22 protein-coding genes are annotated in these 19,272 nt (G+C 64.9%); 17 read left to right on the plus strand and 5 right to left on the minus strand.

Features of this window, described 5'->3' with window-relative positions; translation table 11 throughout:
- Window positions 1-7 precede the first annotated feature (7 nt).
- Window positions 8-970, plus strand: coding sequence for a 4-hydroxybenzoate octaprenyltransferase (ubiA, locus tag ACR9ZN_RS30405; protein ID WP_454813095.1), 963 nt, complete (start codon window positions 8-10; stop codon window positions 968-970).
- 8 nt (window positions 971-978) lie between these two features.
- Here ubiA and ACR9ZN_RS30410 read toward each other — a convergent pair whose 3' ends face one another.
- Window positions 979-1,878, minus strand: a complete 900-nt coding sequence (locus tag ACR9ZN_RS30410) for a LysR family transcriptional regulator (protein WP_454813096.1) — start codon at window positions 1,876-1,878, stop codon at window positions 979-981.
- A gap of 104 nt (window positions 1,879-1,982) precedes the next feature.
- Between ACR9ZN_RS30410 and ACR9ZN_RS30415 the strand changes: the two genes are divergently transcribed.
- Window positions 1,983-2,972, plus strand: a complete 990-nt coding sequence (locus ACR9ZN_RS30415) for a zinc-dependent alcohol dehydrogenase family protein (RefSeq protein ID WP_481273982.1) — start codon at window positions 1,983-1,985, stop codon at window positions 2,970-2,972.
- Window positions 2,973-3,036: 64 nt separating this feature from the next.
- On the opposite strand, the gene ACR9ZN_RS30420 is transcribed toward ACR9ZN_RS30415, so the two are convergent.
- Both ACR9ZN_RS30420 and ACR9ZN_RS30425 read right to left on the minus strand, forming a co-directional pair.
- Window positions 3,037-3,408, minus strand: a complete 372-nt coding sequence (locus ACR9ZN_RS30420) for a VOC family protein (RefSeq protein ID WP_149251795.1) — start codon at window positions 3,406-3,408, stop codon at window positions 3,037-3,039.
- Window positions 3,405-4,283 (minus strand): ChuX/HutX family heme-like substrate-binding protein, encoded by an 879-nt coding sequence (locus ACR9ZN_RS30425; protein ID WP_481273983.1) that lies wholly within the window; start codon window positions 4,281-4,283, stop codon window positions 3,405-3,407. The genes ACR9ZN_RS30420 and ACR9ZN_RS30425 overlap by 4 nt, the downstream gene beginning before the upstream one ends.
- A gap of 264 nt (window positions 4,284-4,547) precedes the next feature.
- Between ACR9ZN_RS30425 and ACR9ZN_RS30430 the strand changes: the two genes are divergently transcribed.
- The 9 genes from ACR9ZN_RS30430 to hmuQ all read left to right on the plus strand — a co-directional run bounded on the left by ACR9ZN_RS30430 (window position 4,548) and on the right by hmuQ (window position 12,408).
- The gene (locus tag ACR9ZN_RS30430) at window positions 4,548-6,656 is read left to right on the plus strand and encodes a TonB-dependent hemoglobin/transferrin/lactoferrin family receptor (protein WP_481273984.1); all 2,109 of its coding nucleotides are present in this window, start codon (window positions 4,548-4,550) and stop codon (window positions 6,654-6,656) included.
- Between the two features lie 10 nt (window positions 6,657-6,666).
- A complete protein-coding gene (locus tag ACR9ZN_RS30435) occupies window positions 6,667-7,554 on the plus strand; it encodes a heme/hemin ABC transporter substrate-binding protein (RefSeq protein ID WP_481273985.1) in 888 nt (295 codons plus the stop codon).
- A gap of 4 nt (window positions 7,555-7,558) precedes the next feature.
- Entirely contained in the window at window positions 7,559-8,614 is a 1,056-nt protein-coding gene (locus ACR9ZN_RS30440; protein ID WP_481273986.1) for a FecCD family ABC transporter permease, read from the plus strand.
- Window positions 8,611-9,441, plus strand: a complete 831-nt coding sequence (locus ACR9ZN_RS30445; RefSeq protein WP_481273987.1) for an ATP-binding cassette domain-containing protein — start codon at window positions 8,611-8,613, stop codon at window positions 9,439-9,441. The genes ACR9ZN_RS30440 and ACR9ZN_RS30445 overlap by 4 nt, the downstream gene beginning before the upstream one ends.
- On the plus strand, window positions 9,438-9,866 hold the full coding sequence (locus ACR9ZN_RS30450; protein WP_434955344.1) for a hypothetical protein: 429 nt from the start codon (window positions 9,438-9,440) through the stop codon (window positions 9,864-9,866). The genes ACR9ZN_RS30445 and ACR9ZN_RS30450 overlap by 4 nt, the downstream gene beginning before the upstream one ends.
- Before the next feature lie 67 nt (window positions 9,867-9,933).
- Window positions 9,934-10,602 carry a MotA/TolQ/ExbB proton channel family protein gene (locus ACR9ZN_RS30455; protein ID WP_481273988.1) on the plus strand — a complete coding sequence of 223 codons (669 nt, stop codon included), beginning with the start codon at window positions 9,934-9,936 and terminating at the stop codon, window positions 10,600-10,602.
- A complete protein-coding gene (locus tag ACR9ZN_RS30460) occupies window positions 10,599-11,060 on the plus strand; it encodes an ExbD/TolR family protein (protein ID WP_481273989.1) in 462 nt (153 codons plus the stop codon). The genes ACR9ZN_RS30455 and ACR9ZN_RS30460 overlap by 4 nt, the downstream gene beginning before the upstream one ends.
- A 10-nt stretch (window positions 11,061-11,070) precedes the next feature.
- Window positions 11,071-12,051: an energy transducer TonB gene (locus ACR9ZN_RS30465; protein WP_481273990.1), complete on the plus strand. Its 981-nt coding sequence runs from the start codon at window positions 11,071-11,073 to the stop codon at window positions 12,049-12,051.
- Window positions 12,052-12,072: 21 nt separating this feature from the next.
- A complete protein-coding gene (gene hmuQ, locus ACR9ZN_RS30470) occupies window positions 12,073-12,408 on the plus strand; it encodes a heme-degrading protein HmuQ (protein WP_105862441.1) in 336 nt (111 codons plus the stop codon).
- 577 nt (window positions 12,409-12,985) lie between these two features.
- Here the strand turns inward: hmuQ and ACR9ZN_RS30475 are convergent.
- Complete coding sequence (locus tag ACR9ZN_RS30475) at window positions 12,986-13,828, minus strand: helix-turn-helix domain-containing protein (RefSeq protein ID WP_454813105.1); 843 nt, start codon at window positions 13,826-13,828, stop codon at window positions 12,986-12,988.
- Entirely contained in the window at window positions 13,825-14,190 is a 366-nt protein-coding gene (locus ACR9ZN_RS30480) for a nuclear transport factor 2 family protein (protein ID WP_454813106.1), read from the minus strand. Before ACR9ZN_RS30480 ends, ACR9ZN_RS30475 begins: the two co-directional genes overlap by 4 nt.
- A 259-nt stretch (window positions 14,191-14,449) precedes the next feature.
- On the opposite strand from ACR9ZN_RS30480, the gene ACR9ZN_RS30485 reads away from it, so the two are divergent.
- The 6 genes from ACR9ZN_RS30485 to lpxK all read left to right on the plus strand — a co-directional run bounded on the left by ACR9ZN_RS30485 (window position 14,450) and on the right by lpxK (window position 19,235).
- The gene (locus ACR9ZN_RS30485) at window positions 14,450-14,968 is read left to right on the plus strand and encodes a GNAT family N-acetyltransferase (protein WP_434955350.1); all 519 of its coding nucleotides are present in this window, start codon (window positions 14,450-14,452) and stop codon (window positions 14,966-14,968) included.
- 103 nt (window positions 14,969-15,071) lie between these two features.
- Window positions 15,072-15,863, plus strand: a complete 792-nt coding sequence (locus ACR9ZN_RS30490) for a 3'(2'),5'-bisphosphate nucleotidase CysQ (protein WP_454813108.1) — start codon at window positions 15,072-15,074, stop codon at window positions 15,861-15,863.
- Window positions 15,864-15,982: 119 nt separating this feature from the next.
- Window positions 15,983-16,225, plus strand: a complete 243-nt coding sequence (locus tag ACR9ZN_RS30495; protein WP_149251781.1) for a DUF4170 domain-containing protein — start codon at window positions 15,983-15,985, stop codon at window positions 16,223-16,225.
- A 9-nt stretch (window positions 16,226-16,234) separates the two neighbouring features.
- Window positions 16,235-16,939: a lysophospholipid acyltransferase family protein gene (locus ACR9ZN_RS30500; protein WP_434955352.1), complete on the plus strand. Its 705-nt coding sequence runs from the start codon at window positions 16,235-16,237 to the stop codon at window positions 16,937-16,939.
- Complete coding sequence (locus ACR9ZN_RS30505) at window positions 16,936-18,216, plus strand: 3-deoxy-D-manno-octulosonic acid transferase (protein ID WP_454813109.1); 1,281 nt, start codon at window positions 16,936-16,938, stop codon at window positions 18,214-18,216. The genes ACR9ZN_RS30500 and ACR9ZN_RS30505 overlap by 4 nt, the downstream gene beginning before the upstream one ends.
- The gene (lpxK, locus tag ACR9ZN_RS30510; RefSeq protein WP_481273991.1) at window positions 18,213-19,235 is read left to right on the plus strand and encodes a tetraacyldisaccharide 4'-kinase; all 1,023 of its coding nucleotides are present in this window, start codon (window positions 18,213-18,215) and stop codon (window positions 19,233-19,235) included. Before ACR9ZN_RS30505 ends, lpxK begins: the two co-directional genes overlap by 4 nt.
- Window positions 19,236-19,272: the final 37 nt, after the last annotated feature.

Consider the following 19,272-nt stretch of genomic DNA (forward strand, 5'->3'; position numbering starts at 1 on the left):
TGCCGGCATGGTGCCGCGTCCCGCCGAGGCTGGTCTGACCGGGCTGGCGAACAAGGTGGCCGACGCACCCACCGGCAATTGGGTCGATCGCCACGCGCCGGCTGCCTGGCGACCTTTTCTGCGCCTGTCGCGCGCCGATCGCCCGATCGGCGGCTGGCTCTTGATGTGGCCGTGCTGGTGGTCGGCGGCCCTCGTTGCCCTTCACCATGGCGCGGCCGGCCAGACAGTCTGGCATCTGGCGCTGTTCCTGATCGGCGCCTTCGTCATGCGCGGCGCCGGCTGCACGCTCAACGATCTCGCGGACCGGGACATCGACGACAAGGTCGAGCGCACGCGCTCGCGGCCGATCCCGTCTGGGCAGGTCACCGTCCTTGCCGCCGCGGTCTGGCTGGGGGCGCAGGGCCTGATCGGTCTTGTCATTTTGCTGCAGTTCAACCTTTTCGCCGTCCTGCTGGGGATTTCCTCGCTGGCGGTGGTGGCCGTCTACCCTTTCATGAAGCGGATCACCTCCTGGCCGCAGGCCGTTCTTGGCCTTGCCTTTTCCTGGGGCGCGCTGATGGGCTGGGCCGGCGTCGCGGCAGGGCTGGCCCTGCCGGCGCTGCTGCTGTTCGCTGGATCGGTGCTGTGGGTGATCGCCTATGACACTATCTATGCCTGCCAGGACAAGGAGGACGATGCGATCGTCGGCGTGCGCTCGACGGCGCTGCTGTTCGGCGACAAGGCGCGCGGTGCGGTCGGTGCGTTCTACGCCGGTGCCGTGGTGCTGATCGGGCTGGCGCTGGCCACCAATGGCGCCGGCCCCCTGTCCTATCTCGGTCTTGCCGGCTTTGCCGTGCATCTCGCCCGGCAGGTCATGCGCTTCGATCATCGCGACGGCGCGCTGAGCCTGATCCTGTTCCGCTCCAACCGCGACGCCGGCGCCATCCTGTTTGCCGGTCTGATCGCGGATTGCCTCTGGAACTGGCTCTAGGCCGGCTGTCAGGCCATCATCGCCGGCAGGGCTGCAGCCAGGGCATCGACCGTCACGCGCACCTTCAGCGGCAGATGCGGCGTTTCCAGCCATAGCGCATAGGCGTCATAGAGAAAATCGGGCCGGTCCGGCAGGAGCTTGACCAGGGCGCCGGCCTGAATACGTTCGCGGACCAGCCAGGAAGGGAGCCAGGCCAGCCCCATGCCGGCCGCCGCCGCATCGGCTATGGCGGCGAGATCGTCCAGCCGCAACCGGCCGTTCGGCATGAATTCCCGCGGCTGTCCCTGCGCTGTCGGGAAAAGCCAGGGACGGATCCGGCCCGAGCGGCGATAGATGACGCAGGCATGACCGGCGAGGTCCTCGACCTGCATGGGCGTACCATGATCGGCGAGATGGGACGGGGCGGCGCATAGGATCATGCGCTGGCGCGCGACGCGGCGCGCGATGATGCCGGCCCTGTCGTCCAGGGTGCCGGTGCGGATCGCCAGATCACAGCCATTCTCGGCAAGATCGATGATGGGGTCGCCGAGCGAAAGATCGAATGCGAGGGCGGGATGCCGCCGCGCCAACTCCAGCAGGACCGGCATGATACAGTGGCGGCCGAACAGAGCAGGCATGGCGACCCGCAGCGTGCCTCGCGGTTCGGACAATTGGTCGGCGGCAAGGGCGTCCGCGGCCTCGGCTTCGGCGAGCACGATGCGGCAACGCTCGTAATAGGCACGTCCGAACTCCGTCAGGCTCTGGCGGCGGGTGGTCCGGTTGAGCAGGCGGACGCCGAGGCGCTCTTCCAGGAAGCGGACATGCTTGCCCACCATCGGCCCGGACAAGTCGAGCGCGGCGGCCGCCGCCGCGAACGAACCGAGATCGACGGCCCTGACGAAGACGGCCATGCTCGCGAGGCGATCCATTATTCAAAACCAGTGGTTTCTTCTGCTCTTCCTGACACAGCATTTATCCCGGAAATGAGGAGGTGCATACCATATTCGGTTCCATTGATTAGGAGTTCTACCAAATGGCTCGCATCGTTCGCTTCCATAGCCATGGCGGCCCGGAGGTGCTGCGCATCGAGGAGATCGCGCTTCCCGCACCGGGCCGGGGCGAGATCCGCATCCAGGTCAAGGCGCTGGGGCTAAACCGGGCGGAAGCCTTGCTGCGCAGAGGCAGCTATATCGAGACGCCGGTCCTGCCGTCGGGGCTCGGCTTGGAAGCCGCCGGCGTGGTCGAAGGCATCGGTGCCGGCGTCGACGGTTTCTCTCTCGGCGACGCCGTCAGCATCGTCCCGCCGCAATCGATGGTGCGCTGGCCTGCCTATGGCGAGTTGGCGAGCTTTCCCGCCGAACTCGTGGTCAAGCATCCGCCGTCACTGGGCTGGGCCGATGCCGCAGCGCTCTGGATGCCTTATCTCACCGCCTATGGCGCTCTGGTCGACATTGCCGGGATCCGGGCGGGGGACTTCGTGGCCATCACGGCGGCTTCGAGCAGTGTGGGGCTGGCGGCGATCCAGATCGCCAATCGTGTCGGCGCCAAGCCGGTCGCGATCACCCGGACTTCCGCCAAGAGGCAGGCCTTGCTGGATCATGGCGCAGGCGACGTCATCGCTGCCGAGGAGGAAGACCTCGAAGCGCGGCTAGGGGCGATCGCCGGTCCGCAAGGGGTGCGCGTGGTGTTCGATCCGATCGGCGGCCCGCTCTTCCTGCCCCTCACGGCGGCCATGGCGCGTGGCGGCATCTTGATCGAATATGGCGGATTGAGCAGCGAGCCGACCCCCTTTCCGCTGTTCACGGTGCTGAGCAAGAGCCTGACGCTGCGCGGTTATCTCGTCCATGAGATCACGGGTGACCCCGCGCGCCTCGAAGCCGCCAAGGCTTTCATTCTCGCCGGGGTACGGGAGGGCGCGCTCCGTCCCGTGATCGCCAGGACATTCGCCTTTGACGAGATCGTCGAGGCGCATCGCTTCCTGGAGAGCAACCAGCAGTTCGGCAAGGTCGTGGTGACGTTGTGAGCGAAACCCCTGGCTCTGGCCGGAACAAGGTCCGGACCGAAGCCAGGGGGCGACTTGTGAAGCCTCAATGGTCCTGCAACTGCTCGGCGAAGCGGATCAGATTGCCATGGCAATCGGTGATCGAGAACTCATGCGTTCCCCAGGGCTTGGCCTCGAGATGGCCTTTGCGGTGCACGATGTTGAGCGCGTTGAAATGCTCGTAGAGGGCCGCGATGCCGGTGACCTCGAGCCAGCAGCTTGTGGCCTGCGGCACCCGGCGGTTGCCCGTCAGCCAGAAGCTGAGACGCACGCCGTCGCGATGCAGGAGCAGGAAGGAGATGTCGCTGTGCAGGACCTCGAAGCCGAGCCTCTGGTAGAACTGCGTGGTTTCCTCGAAGCTGAGCGAGGCGAGAGTGGGGATCGCACCGGTGAGGCGCGCGGTCACGGCCTGGTTCATGACGCCACCGCCTTCTCCAGGATGTCGCGCCAGGCTGCCTGCTGATCGGCCGTGGCGCCGTCATCGGCCTGCAGCCGCGCCGCCTCGCCGCCCGAAGCGAGGTGCAACACGAGGATCGGCCTGTCGCCGAGCTCGATGCTGCCGCCTGACAAAGGCTTCTCGTTGAGGTGCCAGTCGAAGCCGGGATCGAGCACGTTGAGCCAGGGGCCCATCCTGACGATCCTTGCCAGCGGCCCACGATGGCTTTGCCTGACACCGTGATTGGCGACTTCCAGCCTGACCGGAATGGCCTCGGCGGCGGCGGCCTCCAGCACAGCCTGCAGGTCGGTCGGGTTGCCGGCCGGAGCGGCGTCCGTCGATGCTGAGGCGGGGCGGGAGAAGGGAATGGGTTGAACGCCGCCCGGCCAGGCGAGTTCGGCTAGCAGTCGCTCGAAAGCGGCGTGATCGGCCTTGTCACGGGCATAGATCTTCCAGAGTGCACCGCCCGCCGCATCGAACAATTGGATGCTGCGCAACGGTCCCTTGGGGTTGGCATCCTCCACATAAAAGGCGTGTGCAACCGAAGATGGTATCAAGGTAAGGCCGAATCCCTCGCCGGCGAAGCGAATTTCGCCATCCGACTCGGCTCCGGCGGGAAAGGCGACATCCTTTTCGTGCACGGCCGACTCATTGCGGATGAGTGACATTACGGTACCCAGATGCGGCAGGGCGGCGCAGAGCGCGTCGACCCGGACGGCCAGGCGCCTCACGCCTTCGTCGATCCGGGTCTCCAGCAGGGCGGCTTCCGAAACCCCCAATTGCGCCGCGGCATCGCGAATGCGCAATCCGGACTGACTTTCCCGGAGAGCCTGCCACCGTTGTTTTAACTCGCTCATTTCCCTTCTTTCCCTCGGTTCTGATCGGCGCAAAATAGAGAAATTCAAAACTGGGACCTAAGCTTGTTACTGCAGTTTAGAACTAAGCAAAACTGCGCAGATTATATCAATATAATCAGGCATTAATCCCTTGACACACCCCATTTGCTGCCGCAAATCGCTGAAAACTGTATGAAACGGCGCCTGCTTCTACAAGATAAATTATCTGCAGCGCAGTTTTGAATAATTATACGTTGCGGAGCCGAGATGGTCAGGTCGAATTACATGCGCAGTCGCAGCCTTGCGACGGTAGCCGCTCTTGCCTTGCTGGCGGGAAGCGTGACGTTGGCGCGCGCGCAGCAGGCTCCCGCCGGCCAGGCCGCCGCAGCCGACGAGCCGGTGGTGCTCGATACCGTGACGGTGACGGCGACCAAGACCTCGGAGAAGCTGATCGACACGCTGGGCGGTGTCAGCCAGATCACCCAGGCGGAGATCGACCGGGCCCAGCCCGCTTCGGTTTCGGATCTGCTGAAGACGGTGCCGGGCGTCGCCACGCAGGTGAGTTCGAACGATCCCATGCAGTCGATCAACATTCGCGGCATGCAGGATTTCGGCCGCGTCAACGTATTGGTCGACGGTGCGCGGCAGGACTACCAGATCACCGGTCACAATGCGCAGGGCAGCTTCTATCTCGAGCCTGAATTCATCAACAATATCGACATCGTGCGCGGCCCGATCTCCAATCTCTACGGTTCGGGTGCCATCGGCGGCGTGGCCTCCTTCACCACCCGCGGCATCGATTCCATCCTGACGCCTGACCAGAATTGGGGCGTGGAGCAGAAGGTCGGCGTTTCCTCCAATGGTCTGGGCGCCTTCACCTCGACCTCGGCAGGCATGCGCTTCGGCACGGTCGCCGACATCTATGGCCAGTTCATCTATCGCGGTGCCGGCGATTATCGTGACGGCAACAACGATCGCGTCACCTATACCGGCAAGAACAATTTCGGCGGTCTGCTGAAGTTCAACTATCATCCGGGCGACGGCCAGACCGTCAGCCTGAGCGCGATGAGCCAGAAGTTCGACTTCGACAACAACAATACCAGCCGTGGCAATTCACGCTGGCGCAATGATGTTGTCACCTCGACCTTCACGGCCGGCTACAAGTTCGAAAGCCCCGACAACCCGCTGATCAATTTCAACGCCAAGGTCTATTATTCGGAAACCGAGAACGAGAAGACGATCATCGTTCCCGGTACCTATGCCAGCCTGGGCGTGCAGCCGGGAGACAAGCTCTCCGACAAGGTCGGGACGTTCGGCTTCGACGTCTATAATACGTCGCGCTTCTCGACGGGAGCCTTCGACCATGCCTTGACCTATGGCGTCGACGCCGCCTTCGATCGGGTCGAGACGCGGGACGGAGCCGGCGGCTTCGTCACCGCCTTCACGCCGTCGGGCACGAGGCGCCTTCTCGGCGCCTATGTCCAGGACGAGGTCCGCTACGGCGATTGGCTCCGAGTGGTTGGAGGCCTGCGCTACGATCACTACCAGCTCGAAGGCGGCAAGTACGAATCCGACGGCAGTCATCTGTCGCCCAAGATCACCATCGGCGTGACGCCGATCAAGGGTATCGAACTCTACGGTACCTATGCGGAGGGCTACCGTTCGCCGTCGATCAGCGAAACGCTCATGGACGGTATTCATCCCATCCCGTCCTTCCCCATCAAGCCCAACCCGAACCTGCGGCCCGAAGTCGGCCACACCTTCGAGATCGGCGTGAATACCAAGTATGACAATGTCTTCCGGGAGGGCGATACGTTTCGTGCCAAGCTGAACGGCTTCGTCAACAATGTCGACGACTATATCGATATCGTCGCCGGTGCTCCCTATGTGCCGGGCTTCCCGGGCATTCCCCCGTTTGTCTGCAACGTCCCCAATCCGAACCCGCTGATCTGCTTCCCCACCCAGCAATATCAGAACATTGCCAAGGCGCGCCTGATGGGTGTCGAACTCGAGGCTGCCTATGACTGGGGTGCCGGTTTCGTGTCGATCGCCGGATCGCACACCAACGGCAAGAACCGGGTGACCGACCAGCCGCTGAACTCGGTGGCGCCCAACAAGGTCAGCGGTACCGTCGGCCTGCGTTTCTGGGATGATCGCCTGACCGTCGGTTCGCGGGTCACCCTGGTCGGTGCGACCTCCCGCAGGGTGACCGAACCCAGCGGCGGCTATGGCTTGGTCGACGTCTTCGCCAGCTACAAATACAGCGATAATGTCAGCGCCAGCCTGGCGGTCGATAACATCTTCGATCGCCGCTACAAGGCGTTCCTCAATTCCGATTACTCCACCGGACTGGCGGCGAAGTTCGCGCTTACCGTCAAGCTCGCGGGCAAGTGAGGAGGCGGTGATGAGAACTTCCGAACTCAGCCGTCGTGATGTCCTGGCAGGGGGCGTCTTGGCCGGCGCGCTCGCCTTACTGGCCCTGCCGGGCATAGCTCGCGCCGAAGGCACCCAGCGCGTGGTCTGCGCCGGCGCTGATGTCACCGAGATCGTGGCCAAGCTTGCCGGCGTCTCGGTCATCCAGGGCGTCGATACCACCTCCAAGGCGCCGCCTGAGGTGATCAAACTGCCGTCCATCGGCTATCTCAGACAGATCTCGGTGGAAGGCATCCTCTCCCTCAAGCCGGACCTCCTGATCGCCAATCGCGATTTGGGACCGCCGACCGCGGTGGAGCAACTGCGCAGCACCGGATTGCGCATCGAGATCGTTTCCTTCCCCTTGAACGGGGAGGGCATGGCCGCCAAGATCAAGCATGTCGGCGGCTTGCTCGGGCGCGAGAAGGAAGCAGAGGCTCTGGCGGGCACGGTGATTTCAACCATGGCCGATGTCTCCAAGCGTCTCGACGGCATCACCAGCCATCCCAAGATCGGCTTCATCCGTTCCATCGACGGCGGCACGCCGATGGCGGGCGGCAAGATGGGGCTGGTCGATGCCACCTATGCCCTGGCCGGCGGCGCCAATGCGTTCGGAGACTTCCCCTTGTTCAAGCCGGTGTCGCGCGAGGTGCTCGCCGCCACGCCGCCCGATTTCATCCTGGCGGATAGCGCTGTCGTCTCCAACACCGGCGGCGCGGCGGTCTTTCTCGAGCAGTTGGGACTGACCTCGGCCTTTGCAGGCAGGCCCGACCGGCTGGTCGAGACCGATCTTTCCACGCTGTTCAGTTTCGGGCCGTCGGCCGCCACGCAGATCCAGTCGCTGGCGCGCCGCCTGCATCCGGACCGCTTCTCGGGGTAGGGTGATGAGTCTGGTGCAAGCCACGCCGCGAAGCCTTTCCCAAGCTCTCTCGCCACGCCGGCGCGAGGCACTGGTTCAGGCTGGCCTTGCGCTGCTGCTGGCAGCGGCCCTGGCCATGGGCCTCAGCTTCGGCGGCGTGCGTATCCCGGTCTCGACCTGGTTCTCGGCCGCGACTGGCAGCTGGGACCTCTATTCGGGCATCCTGGTCAATATCCGTCTGCCACGCGTGCTCCTGGGCATGCTGGTCGGAGCGGGCCTTGCGATGTCCGGTGCCGGCATGCAGGCGCTTTTTCGCAACCCGCTGGCCGATCCCGGCCTGACGGGGGCTGCTTCGGGTGGCATCCTCGCCGTGGTCGCCGGCATCGTCTTGCTGGAACATGTCGGCGGTACGGGTGGTCTCGGCAGCTATGCGCTGCCCGCCGCCGCGGCTGCGGCCTGCGGGCTGACCACAGTGCTCACCTACCGCATTGCGCGCGACCGTGACGGCCATGTCAGCATCGCCAATCTCCTGCTGGCCGGCATCGGCATCAACGCCCTGGCGATGGCGGTGATCGGCCTGTTCATCACTATCGCCGACGATACCCAGCTCCGGTCGATCCAGTTCTGGATGATGGGCTCGCTCTCGGGCGCCAATTGGGTCGCCGTCATGGCTACGGGCGTGGCACTCGCGATGGCGACGGTGTTGCTGGCTCGGCAGGCGCGCGGGCTCGACGCCTTCACGCTCGGCGAAAGCGAAGCCTTCCTCTCCGGCGTCGACACCGTCCATCTCAAGCGCACCGTGATCGCAGCGACCGCCCTTGCGATCGGCGCGGCCGTCGCCTTTACCGGTCTGGTCGGCTTTGTCGGCCTGATCGCGCCCCATTGCGTGCGCCTGCTGGGCGGGCAGCGCTACCGTTTCGTGCTGCCGGCTTCGGCTCTGCTCGGGGCCGCTCTGGTGGTGGCTGCCGATACGGTGGCCCGGGTCGCGATCACGCCGGCCGAGTTGCCGATCGGCTTGGTCACCAGCCTGATCGGCGGGCCGATCTTCATCGCCATTCTGAAAAAGGCCCAGCGCGCATGAGCCTCCAAGATGGCAATCTCCAGTTCGGCAATCTTCTGGTCCGTAACCTCACGGTCGAACGCAGCGGCCGCCCGGTGCTGCACGAGATCTCGTTCTCAGCCATATCAGGCCGTGTTCTCATCGTGATGGGACCGAATGGTGCCGGCAAGACGACATTGCTGGCGGCAATCGGCGGTGCCATGAGCCCGGCCGGCGGCGGGATCGACTTCGATGGCCGCCCGCTCGCCGGCCTGCGCCCGCAGGCGATGGCGGCCCAGCGCGCCTATATGGCGCAGCATTTCGATTGCCCCTTTGCCTACAGCGTCGAGGACATCGTCGCCCTGGGCCGGCTCTGCCATGCCGGCACGCCGCGCGCCGCGCGGGACAAGGCCGCGATCGCGGCCGCGCTTGCCAGCGCCGATCTCGCTTCCCTGGCCCGCCGCCCCGTCACCATGCTCTCGGGCGGCGAGCGCCAGCGCGTGGCCTTCGCCAAGGCCGCGGCCCAGATCTTCGACCGCAGCATGGCGGGCGAGCCGCATCTCGTCATTCTGGACGAGCCGGTCTCCAGCCTCGATCCCGAGCATCAGCACCGCCTGCTCGGCCAGGCCCGGCAATTGGCGAAACAGGGCGCGACCGTGGTGGTCACCCTGCATGATCTGACGCTGGCCTCGATCTATGGCGACGACGCGCTGGTGCTCGATCGCGGCCGCATTGCGGCGCAGGGCGCCAGGGCGCAAACCCTTACACCTTCCCTCATCGAGCGTGTCTTCAAGGTGCGCGTGGGCACGGCCATCCAGGATGGCGGCCCCAGCATCATGCACGCCGTTCCACAGGATCAAGCCGCATGATGAAACCGTCCCGCCTCGCCGCCGTTCTCGCCGTGCTGGTGCCCGTCATGGCGCCCCTGCCGGCCCTGGCTGCCGATGTGTCGATCGATCTCAACAAGCTCGAGACCCAGAATGGCAATTGCCGGCTGACCATGGTGCTGGTGAACGGGCGAGCGGAAGCGGCGCAGAGCCTGCGCGCCGATCTGGTGATGTTCGGCGCGGACGGCGTTGTCGCCAAGCGTCTGGCCGTCGATCTTGCCCCGATCCCTGCCAACAAGACCATCGTGAAGGCCTTCGACGTCGCGGGACTCGCCTGCGACGGTATCGGCAGCATCCTGCTCAACGACGTGCCGACCTGCCAGTTTGTCAATGCCAAGGCGGGGGAAGCTTCCTGTCTCGAGGCGGTCAGCGTCAGTTCGAAGGCCGGACCCAAATTCTTCAAGTGAGGCCAAATTCTTCAATTGAGGCCTGATTCAAGCAGGCGTCGAAACAAAGAGTGAGAGCGAGAGTGCCATGACCGAAACCGCCACGCATTTTTCCTTCGTGAATATGCTGCTCAACGCCGATCCGGTGGTGAAGGCCGTCATGCTGATCCTCGTGATCTCCTCGGTGCTGTCCTGGGGGCTGAGCTTCGAGACGGTAAGGCGACAGGGGAGGCTGCGCCGGCTTCTCCGAGCCGCGACAGCCAAGGGCCTTGGCGCCGCGCCGACTTTGGCCCAGAGCCTTCACGGGCAGGGGGAGCAGTCGGCGCAACTCGCCGTCCCCGGCGAGACCGGCGGCGAGTATCGGGGGCGCATCGAGCGGGCGATGCGCGAGGCCGCTGGCGGGCTGGTCGGCGCCAGCGATGCCGGCCTGTCGATCCTCGCGACCATTGCCGCCGTGACGCCGTTTATCGGCCTGTTCGGCACGGTGTGGGGCGTGATGAATTCCTTCTCCGCCATTGCCGGCGCCAATGACACCTCGCTGGCGACAGTGGCGCCCGGCATTGCCGAGGCTCTGTTCACCACGGCACTCGGCCTGGTGGCGGCCATTCCCGCGCTGATCGCCTATAACCGCCTGTCGCAGGGCATGGCCGGCCTCGGCCGGCTGTTCGAACAGATCCTGCGCCGCGAGGCGGAGGCCATGGCGACCCGCCGCGGCACGCCCATCAAGGTTGCCGGCTTCAGGGAGGCGGCGGAATGAGCTTCTCCCTCCAGGAGCCCGAAGGCGGCGAAGGGTCTGGCTATGGGTCTTGGGCGCCCAAGGCCGTCTCCGACATCAATGTGACGCCCTTCGTCGACGTGATGCTGGTGCTGCTCATCGTCTTCATGGTGACGGCGCCCATGCTGGCGGCCGGCGTCAAGGTCGATCTGCCCAAGGCGAGCGGCGTGGCGGCGATGTCACCCACCAAGGAGCCGTTGGTGGTTTCCATCAAGGCGGACGGCTCGCTCTATATCGGGCAGGACGCCCGCAGCGGCGAGGCTTTCGACGCCGATATCCGCGCCCGTCTCGCCGCCGATCCCAAGGTGATGGCCCATATCCGTGCCGACGCCAGCGTGCCTTATGAGAAGGTGCTGGATCTGATGGCCAATCTCAGCCGCAACGGCGTCAGCCAGCTCGCCTTCATCGGCAAGGCCGACAACGCGGCCCCGCGGCCGTGATCGTGCAGCCATGACATCGATCGACATCTTCAGGGACTGGCGCGTCGGCATGATCGCGGGAGCAGCACTCCTGCATCTGACTGTCTTCGCCGGTGCCTGGGTAATGGTGCCGCATGACGGCGTGGAAACGCGTCTCGATCGTCCGATCGAGGCATCGCTGATGCCGGCACCGTCGAGCGACATGATCAGCAATGACAGCACCGAGGTTGCCAAGGAAGTTGCGACGCTCAACGAGCAAGGCGAGACGGCGCCCGAAGATACAGCCGAGGTCGTGCCACCCGATGCCGTGATGGCCGAGATGGTGGCTCCCCCGCCTCAACCCGATGTCGTTCCGCCGAAACAGACCCCCTCGCAGGATCCGGTCGACACGCCCACTGTGCCTATGCCGCGGCAATTGGCAACGCTCGCCCCGGAAATCGTCACGACGACCAGTCCGGATGTCGTTACCAGTGCGCCCGTCATTGTTCCTGCGACGGAGCCCGCTAAGATCGTTCCCCTCCTGCCTGAGCCAGAAAAGCCGAAGCCTCTGAAGGCCGAAAAGCTCAAGCCAGGGAAGAATGTTCGCAAGAAATCGGAACCGGTGGTCAAACCGCAGCCGAATCAAAGGACATTGGCCAAGCTGGACGATAAGACGACGAAGGCCAAGATCCAGCGAGGAGGCGAAGGAGCCATCTCGGATATCGGTGCCAGCAGCAATGCCACGACAAGCGGGGCGACCAAGCAGGCCTATGGCGCGATCCTGGTCGCGCAGGCGCGTGCCCGAAAGCGCTATCCTGCAAGTGCCCAGGCGCGGGGGGCTACCGGTGAAGCCAAGGTTGGCTTTGTCGTGACCGGCCAGGGCACCATTGGAAACGTTCGGCTCGTGAAGAGTACCGGGGAGCCGGACCTGGACGCGGCTGCTGTCGCAGTCATTCGCAGCCTATCGCCGCCGCCGCCGCCTGGCGGGCGCTTCAACACGATTCTGCCGATCAACTACACACGAGCCAAGTAAGTTCAACGAAAGGAAAATCCCATGTTCATCGCTATGAACCGCTTCCAGGTGAAGAAGGAGTCCACCGCGGACTTCGAGACCGTCTGGCGCGATCGTGAAGTGCATATCGACAAGCTGCCGGGCTTCGTCTCCTTCCATTTGCTGCGCGGTCCGGAGCGGGAGGACCATGTGCTGTATTCCTCGCATGTGGTCTGGCGTTCCAAGGCTGATTTCGAGGCCTGGACCCAGTCCGAGGCCTTCCGTCTGTCGCACCGCAATGCCGGCAAGGGCCCGGCGCTGACGCTCGGCCACCCTGTCTTCGAAGGCTTCGAGGTCCTGCAGACGCTGGATGCGCCGGCCGAGAGCAAGGCGGCCTGATCATCACGCATTTCCCCCTGCTACGAGGGGAATGACGGGCGGGTTTCGGCCTCGTCCTCCCGGGAGAAGGCGACCTCCAGCTTCCGGGTGGACGAGGGTAGGGATCCGCCCGTTCCTATGCGGTGCTTTTACACTAGAGCAAAGCGCGTTCATGACTGAACGCTTGTTCGCTCTAACTCATTGTTTCGATGCGTCTTTGCGGTTCTTGGTGGCTCCGTCGAATCGCAAAACGCTTTAGGTTGCATAAAGTCTGACTCGTATGTGCAACCTATAGTTCTGTCATTCTCAGCCCCGACTTGCGATGCAAGTCGGGGCGACGGCGCCGCTGAAGGCGGCGGGAAGGGAATCCAGAGGCCAAAAGTCGAGCCCTGCCGCGCCTGGATTCCCTTCCCCTCGCTGCGCTCGGCCGGGAATGACAGGTCAAACTTCATCCGACCTGGTATCAAAAGGTGTTCGTGTGGGATCGCAGGCATCTCAGCGACATGCTTGCATGTCGCGATTGCCTGCTCTTCTTATCCAATAATCGAAGTGCCCTGAGAGGCAGGCAGGGAGGCCGGCCATCCCGGAAGTGCCCCTCTCACAGCACTGTCCGCTTGAGGATCTCCGCTGTCTCGGCATTGGCCGGATAGAAACATTCCAGCGCCAGTTCCGACAGGGTGATGTCGACGGGTGTGCCGAACACGGTGGTGGTGGAGAAGAAGCACATCAGGCCCTGCGGTGTCCTGAGCTCGAAAGGCACGACGATGCCGCCGAGATCGGCGCGGGGCTTGCCGCGCGAGGCTGGTACCGGATAGGCTGAAAGCTCATCGAGGAGCTCGGCCAGGATCTCGTCGCCGCTGACGGCGATCTGCTGGCGCAGGCGCTCGAGCAGATGATCGCGCCATTCGGGCAGGTTGGCGGTGTGGGGGGCCAGGCCGCCCGGGTGCAGGCCGAGGCGCAGGACATTGACCGGGGGCTCCAGCAGGCTCTTGTCGGAAACCCCGACCAGCAGGGGCGCGATTGCCTTGTTGGCGGCGACCAGCGTCCAATGGCGGTCGACCGCAAGGGCGGGGTAAGGTTCGTGCCCCCCGATCACCAGCTCGATTGCCTCGCGGGCCGGGGCGAGGGCCGGGTCGTCCAGCCCGCGCTCCTGAAAGACAGGCGCATAGCCGGCCGCGAGCAGCAGGGCATTACGCTGGCGCAGCGGTACTTCGAGCCTTTCAGCCAGATGCAGCACCATTTCCCTGCTTGGCTTTGAACGCCCGCTTTCCATGAAGCTGAGATGGCGTTGCGAGATCTCAGCTTCCAGCGCGAAGTCGAGCTGGCTCATGCGGCGATGCTGGCGCCAGGCGCGCAGATGGTCGCCGACCCCCCGGGCGGCCCTCGCCTGTGGCGAGGCGCCCGGGCGGCGGACGGCCTGGATGTTGCCGCGGGCGCTCATGCGGCCGCCGGAACCTGATCGAGGAAACCGCTGACTTCGTGCAGCCGTCCCTTGTCGAGCCGGGCGAAGTCGGTGCCCTTGATCGGCCCATCGGCACCCGCCGGACCGAGCTGCCAGGAGAAACGGACATGATCGCCATGACCATCCGCTTCGCCGATCAGGGAAAAGCGAAACTCCGGGAAGCGCTGCTGCACGGCCGTGATCAATCCGTCGATCTGGTCATGACCCTGGCCACGCATCAGCGGGTCGACATAGAGGGCGTCCTGCGTCCAGGAAGCATCGAGCAAGGCACGCCGGCGGGCGGGATCGGTCTCGTTCCAGGTGGCGATATAGATGCGGGCGATGGTGGCGGGATCGGTCATCGACGTGTTCCTTTTGGCAAGCCTGATTGCTTCAGGCCCGCTCAGCATGGCCGGGAGAAGGGGGCGTCTCAATTACGCGTCAGGTAATCAAGGCTGCCTTCTTTGACGAATCCTGCCACAGGCACATTATCGCCGTTCTCGATTGCCCGCATCGCCGGGCGGTCTCAAATTTGGGGCCGCACGGCGATGGCATGATTCCCGCCCCAGTTGGCGGGGATGCCCCGGTCGGCAGGCTGCAATTGCGTGAGCGGAGAACAATGTGTCGCTTGATCCACCGCCCATCGCCCTGTTCGGCGAGCGCCTTCTGCTCAGGTCCTTCGAGCCTGATGACGCAGACGAGATCTTTGCCTGCATCACGCCGAGCCTGACGCGCTTCATGGCATGGGAGCCTTCACCGTCACGCGAGGCCTTTGCCTCGATCTGGCGCAACTGGGGAACCTTGGCCGAGGTCGGCAGCGATTATATTTTCGTCGTCCGGCGGCGGGACGGATTGTTTCTCGGTCTGGCAGGGCTGCATCGGGCCGGAAGCAAGACGCCCGAACTCGGCATCTGGATCCGGGAAGACGAACATGGACGCGGCTATGGCCGCGAGGCCGTCGCTGCAGTTGCCGCCTGGGCGTCCAGGGATCCGGCCATACAATATTTCCAATATCCCGTCGCAGAGGCCAATCTGGCGAGCCGGCGCATTGCCGAGGGCCTGGGCGGAATCCCGGCGGCGGAGCGGCGCGACAGGAAATACAAGGCCGTGATTTATCACGTTCCGCGGCGAAGCCAGTAAGCGCCTTGCCCTGCCAACCGCTTCGAACCCATGGTTCTTGCTTGCACGCGCCGGTCTGCTCGCCTAAATCCGAGCCATGATCGAGAAGGATGGGGCAGGGCGTATGGCCCGGGCGTTGGGTGCGGGCGAGGCGTTGCCTCTGCTGATCGAGGCTGTCAGGGAAGCAGGAGACATCGGGCTCGGCTTTGCGCGCGACGGCGCCCGCATCTTCGACAAGGCCGACAAGTCGCCCGTCACCGAGGCGGACCTTGCCATCGATGCGCATCTGGCCAAGCGCTTGCGCGATGTTTCCAGCGCGATCGGCTGGCTCTCCGAAGAGGCTGTCGACACGGCCGAACGCCTGGACAAGCGACAGGTCTGGGTGATCGATCCCATCGACGGCACGCGTGGCTTCATCGCCGGCAATGGCGAATGGGTGATCTCGGCCGCGCTGGTCGAGGACGGGCATCCGCTGGCGGGCGTGCTCTATCGCCCGAGCAATGGCGATCTCTATACAGGCGGGCGCGGTCTGGGCGCCTTCAAGAACGGCGTCGCCCTGAAGGCCAGCCAGGGTGCCCTTGCTGCAATCCGCACGCTGGCCGGACCCAAGCCGATGTTCGATCTGGCGCAGCGTGCCCTGCCGCGGGTCGAGCGGGCCTCGTCGATGTCCTCGCTGGCCCTGCGCATCGCCATGGTGGCGGAGGGAAGCGTCGATGGCGCTTTCGCGTCGGGCTCCTCCCATGATTGGGATATCGCGGCTGCCGACATCATTCTCAGCGAAGCCGGCGGGCTTCTTACCACCGTGGCTGGCAGGGACATCGTCTATAACCGCCCCGACCCCGTGCACCGGCCGCTCGTCATGGCCGGGCGCGAGCGCCAGGGCGCTTTGGTTGCCCTGTTCGAGGGCATGAATTGAATTTTAGAGCAAAATGACTTCTCTTCGAATCGTCATTTTTCTCTAACTCTTTGTTTTAGCGCGTTTTCTTGATCGAAAAGTCTGTCAACTTTTTTTGGAAAACGCTATAGGAGTATGGGATGAGCGAACCTCAGAAACAATTGCTGCATCTGGTTTTCGGCGGCGAGCTGAGCTCGATCGAGGGCGTTGAGTTCAAGGACCTTCAGGGCCTCGACATCGTCGGCATCTACCCCAATTACGCCAGTGCCCAGGCGGCGTGGAAGGCCAAGGCCCAGGCGAGCGTCGACAATGCCCAGATGCGCTATTTCATCGTGCATCTGCATCGCCTGCTCGATCCCGCCACCGACACGACGAAACGCTGATAATCCTGCATGATCAAGGATATCGGCCGATCCCGCTTCGTCCAGAAGGCCATCGGCGAAGGTCTCGCCGCGTGGCTGAAGCTCGTGCACGGCACCAGCCGCTTTGCCGACAGTCCGGCCGATCTCTACGGGCCCATTCGCGATCAATATCCCTATATCGTGGCGATGTGGCACGGGCAGCATTTCCTGGTGCCCTTCATGCGCCGCGAGGGACATGAGTTCCGCATCCTGATCTCGCGCCATGGCGACGGCGAGATCAATGCTGTCGCAGTGACGCGTCTCGGCCTCGGCCTGGTACGCGGCTCGGGCGGCAGGCCTCAGCGCCAGCACCACAAGGGCGGCCCAGCGGCCCTGCGCGAACTGGTGGCCACCCTGAAGGACGGCCAGTCGGTGGGGGTGACGGCGGACGTGCCGCGCACCGGCGGCATAGCCGGGCTCGGTATCGTCACGCTCGCGCGGCTGTCGGGACGGCCGATCGTGCCGGTTGCCGTGGCGACCTCGAACATGATCCAGCTCTCCACCTGGGACAAGGCCGTGATCAACATGCCATTTTCGCGGGGCGCCTTCGTGGTCGGCGATCTCGTGCATGTGCCCGAGGACGCCGACAAGGCGCTGATGGAGGCGAAGCGCCTGGAGGTGGAGCACGCCCTCGATGCGGCGCATCGCACCGCCTATGCCATGGTTGGCCGAAAATTCGTGAAGGCGGGCACGTGAGCGCGGTACTTCCCCTCAGCCTCAAGGCCTACCGGCTGGCGACCAGTTGCTTTCGCCCGTTCGCCGGCCTGCTGCTGGACAAGCGTCAGCGCCGCGGCAAGGAGGACGCTTCGCGCCGGTCCGAACGCCTCGGTATTGCCGGCCGGCCCCGCCCCGAGGGGCGCCTTGCCTGGCTGCATGGCGCCAGTGTCGGTGAAGCCATAACCCTGTTGCCCCTGGCTGCGCGCCTGGCGGCGGAGGGCTATCGCATCCTGATGACGACCGGCACCGTCACCTCGGCAGCCCTGATGGCCGAACGGCTGCCGGCCGGTGCGATTCATCAGTTCGTGCCTCTCGATATCCCTGCCTATGTCAGCCGTTTCCTCGATCATTGGCGGCCTGATATCGTCTGTTTCCTGGAATCGGAACTCTGGCCGGGGATGATCGTCGAAATCAAGGCGGCGGGCATTCCCCTGGCGCTGGTCAATGGGCGGATGTCGCCGCGCTCCTTCGCGCGCTGGTGCCGCGTGCCGCGTACCAGTGCCGCCCTGCTGGGGAGTTTCGACCTCATCGCCGCCCAGAGCGAGGATGACGGCCGGCGCTTTGCCTCGCTCGGGGCGCCGCGCGTCGTCGTCACCGGCAATCTGAAATTCGATGCTCCGCTCCCGCCCGCTGATCCGGGCGTGCTGGAGGGGCTGCGACGGGCCGTCAACAGCCGCCCGCTCTGGCTCGCAGCAGTGACGCATGAGGGTGAGGAGGCACTGGCCGGCGAGGTGCATGCGACCTGGAGGGATCGTTTTGCGGGCCTGCTGACACTGATCGTGCCGCGCCATCCCGAGCGCGGAGAGGCGATCGCTGCCGCATTGCGGGAAAAGGGCCTGACTGTCGCCCTGCGCTCGCGGGGGGGCGCTCTCGAACCACAGCATGATGTTTATGTTGCCGACACGGTCGGCGAAATGGGCGTGTTCTATCGCCTTGCCCGCATCGTCTTCATGGGCAAGTCGCTGCTCGGCAAGGGCGGGCAGAACCCCATCGAGCCGGTCAAGCTTGGCGCGGCCGTGCTGCACGGACCCCATATCCAGAACTTCGTCGAAGCCTATGGCGCGCTCGACGGCATGGGCGGTGCCGTGGTCGTGCACAGCGCGGCTGAAATGTCCGACGCCGTTGCAAGGCTGCTGGCCGAACCGGCAGAGGTCGAACAACTCGCCGCCGGTGGCGCCAGGGCGATCGCAGCGCTGACCGGAGCGCTGGATCGTACGCTTGCCGCCCTGCTGCCGCTCGGAGCGAGGCGAACATGAGCCTGCGGCGGCTCTTCAGCTTGAAGGCGCCAGCCTTCTGGTACCGGCCGCGCGGCTGGCTGGCCGGCCTGCTCACGCCGCTGGCTCGTTTCTATGGTGGCAAGGTCATCGCGCGCATGCGCCAGCCAGGCAGCCGAGTGGGCGTCCCTGTCGTCTGCATCGGCAATTTCACGCTTGGTGGGGCGGGCAAGACTCCGCTGGCGCTGGCGGTCGCCGATATCCTGATCGAGGCCGGCCAGCGCCCAGCCTTCCTGACCCGCGGCTATGGCGGCAGTGAGAAGGGGCCGCTGGTGGTGAGGCCTGATGATGCCGCCGACAAGGTGGGCGACGAGGCCCTGCTGCTGGCCCGCAAGGCCCTGACGGTGAAGTCCGTCGACCGGCCGGCCGGGGCGGCGCTCGCCATAGAGCAGGGCGCCAGCATCATCATCATGGATGACGGCTTCCAGAATCCGTCCCTCGACAAGGATTGCTCGATCATCGCCGTCGATGGCGAGACGGGCATCGGCAACGGGCTTTCCTTTCCTGCCGGGCCGCTGCGGGCCGATATCCATGACCAGATCGGCTTCGCTTCGGCGGTGGTGGTGATCGGGCCAGGCGATGCCGGAACGGCCGTCTATGATTTCGCCCGCGGCTCGAGCGTCGCCGTCTTCCGGGCCCGCATCGGCCTCGATCCACAAGCCCCGTCTCTGCGCGGCAAGCGGGTGCTCGCCTTTGCCGGCATCGGCCGTCCCGAGAAGTTCTTCAAGACCCTGGCGGATATGGGGGCGATCATCGCCGCGACCGAAGTCTTCGCCGATCATCATGCCTTCAGCGAGGAGGAGGCGGCCAGGATCGCGGCGCGGGCCCAGGCCGCAAAGCTCGTTCCGGTGACGACGAGCAAGGACATGACCCGCCTGGCCGGAGGCCCGGCGCGCACTGGCCTGGCCTCGATCAGCGAGATCGTGCCGATCCGGCTTTGCTTCGACGACGAGGAAGCGATGCACGATTTCCTGGTGAAGCGCTTCCGCCTGGCGGGGTGAGGGCGCTCGGAGCGCGGACATCCTGTCCGCTCTTGGA

This window comes from Labrys sp. HAY1-8F (assembly GCF_056754975.1).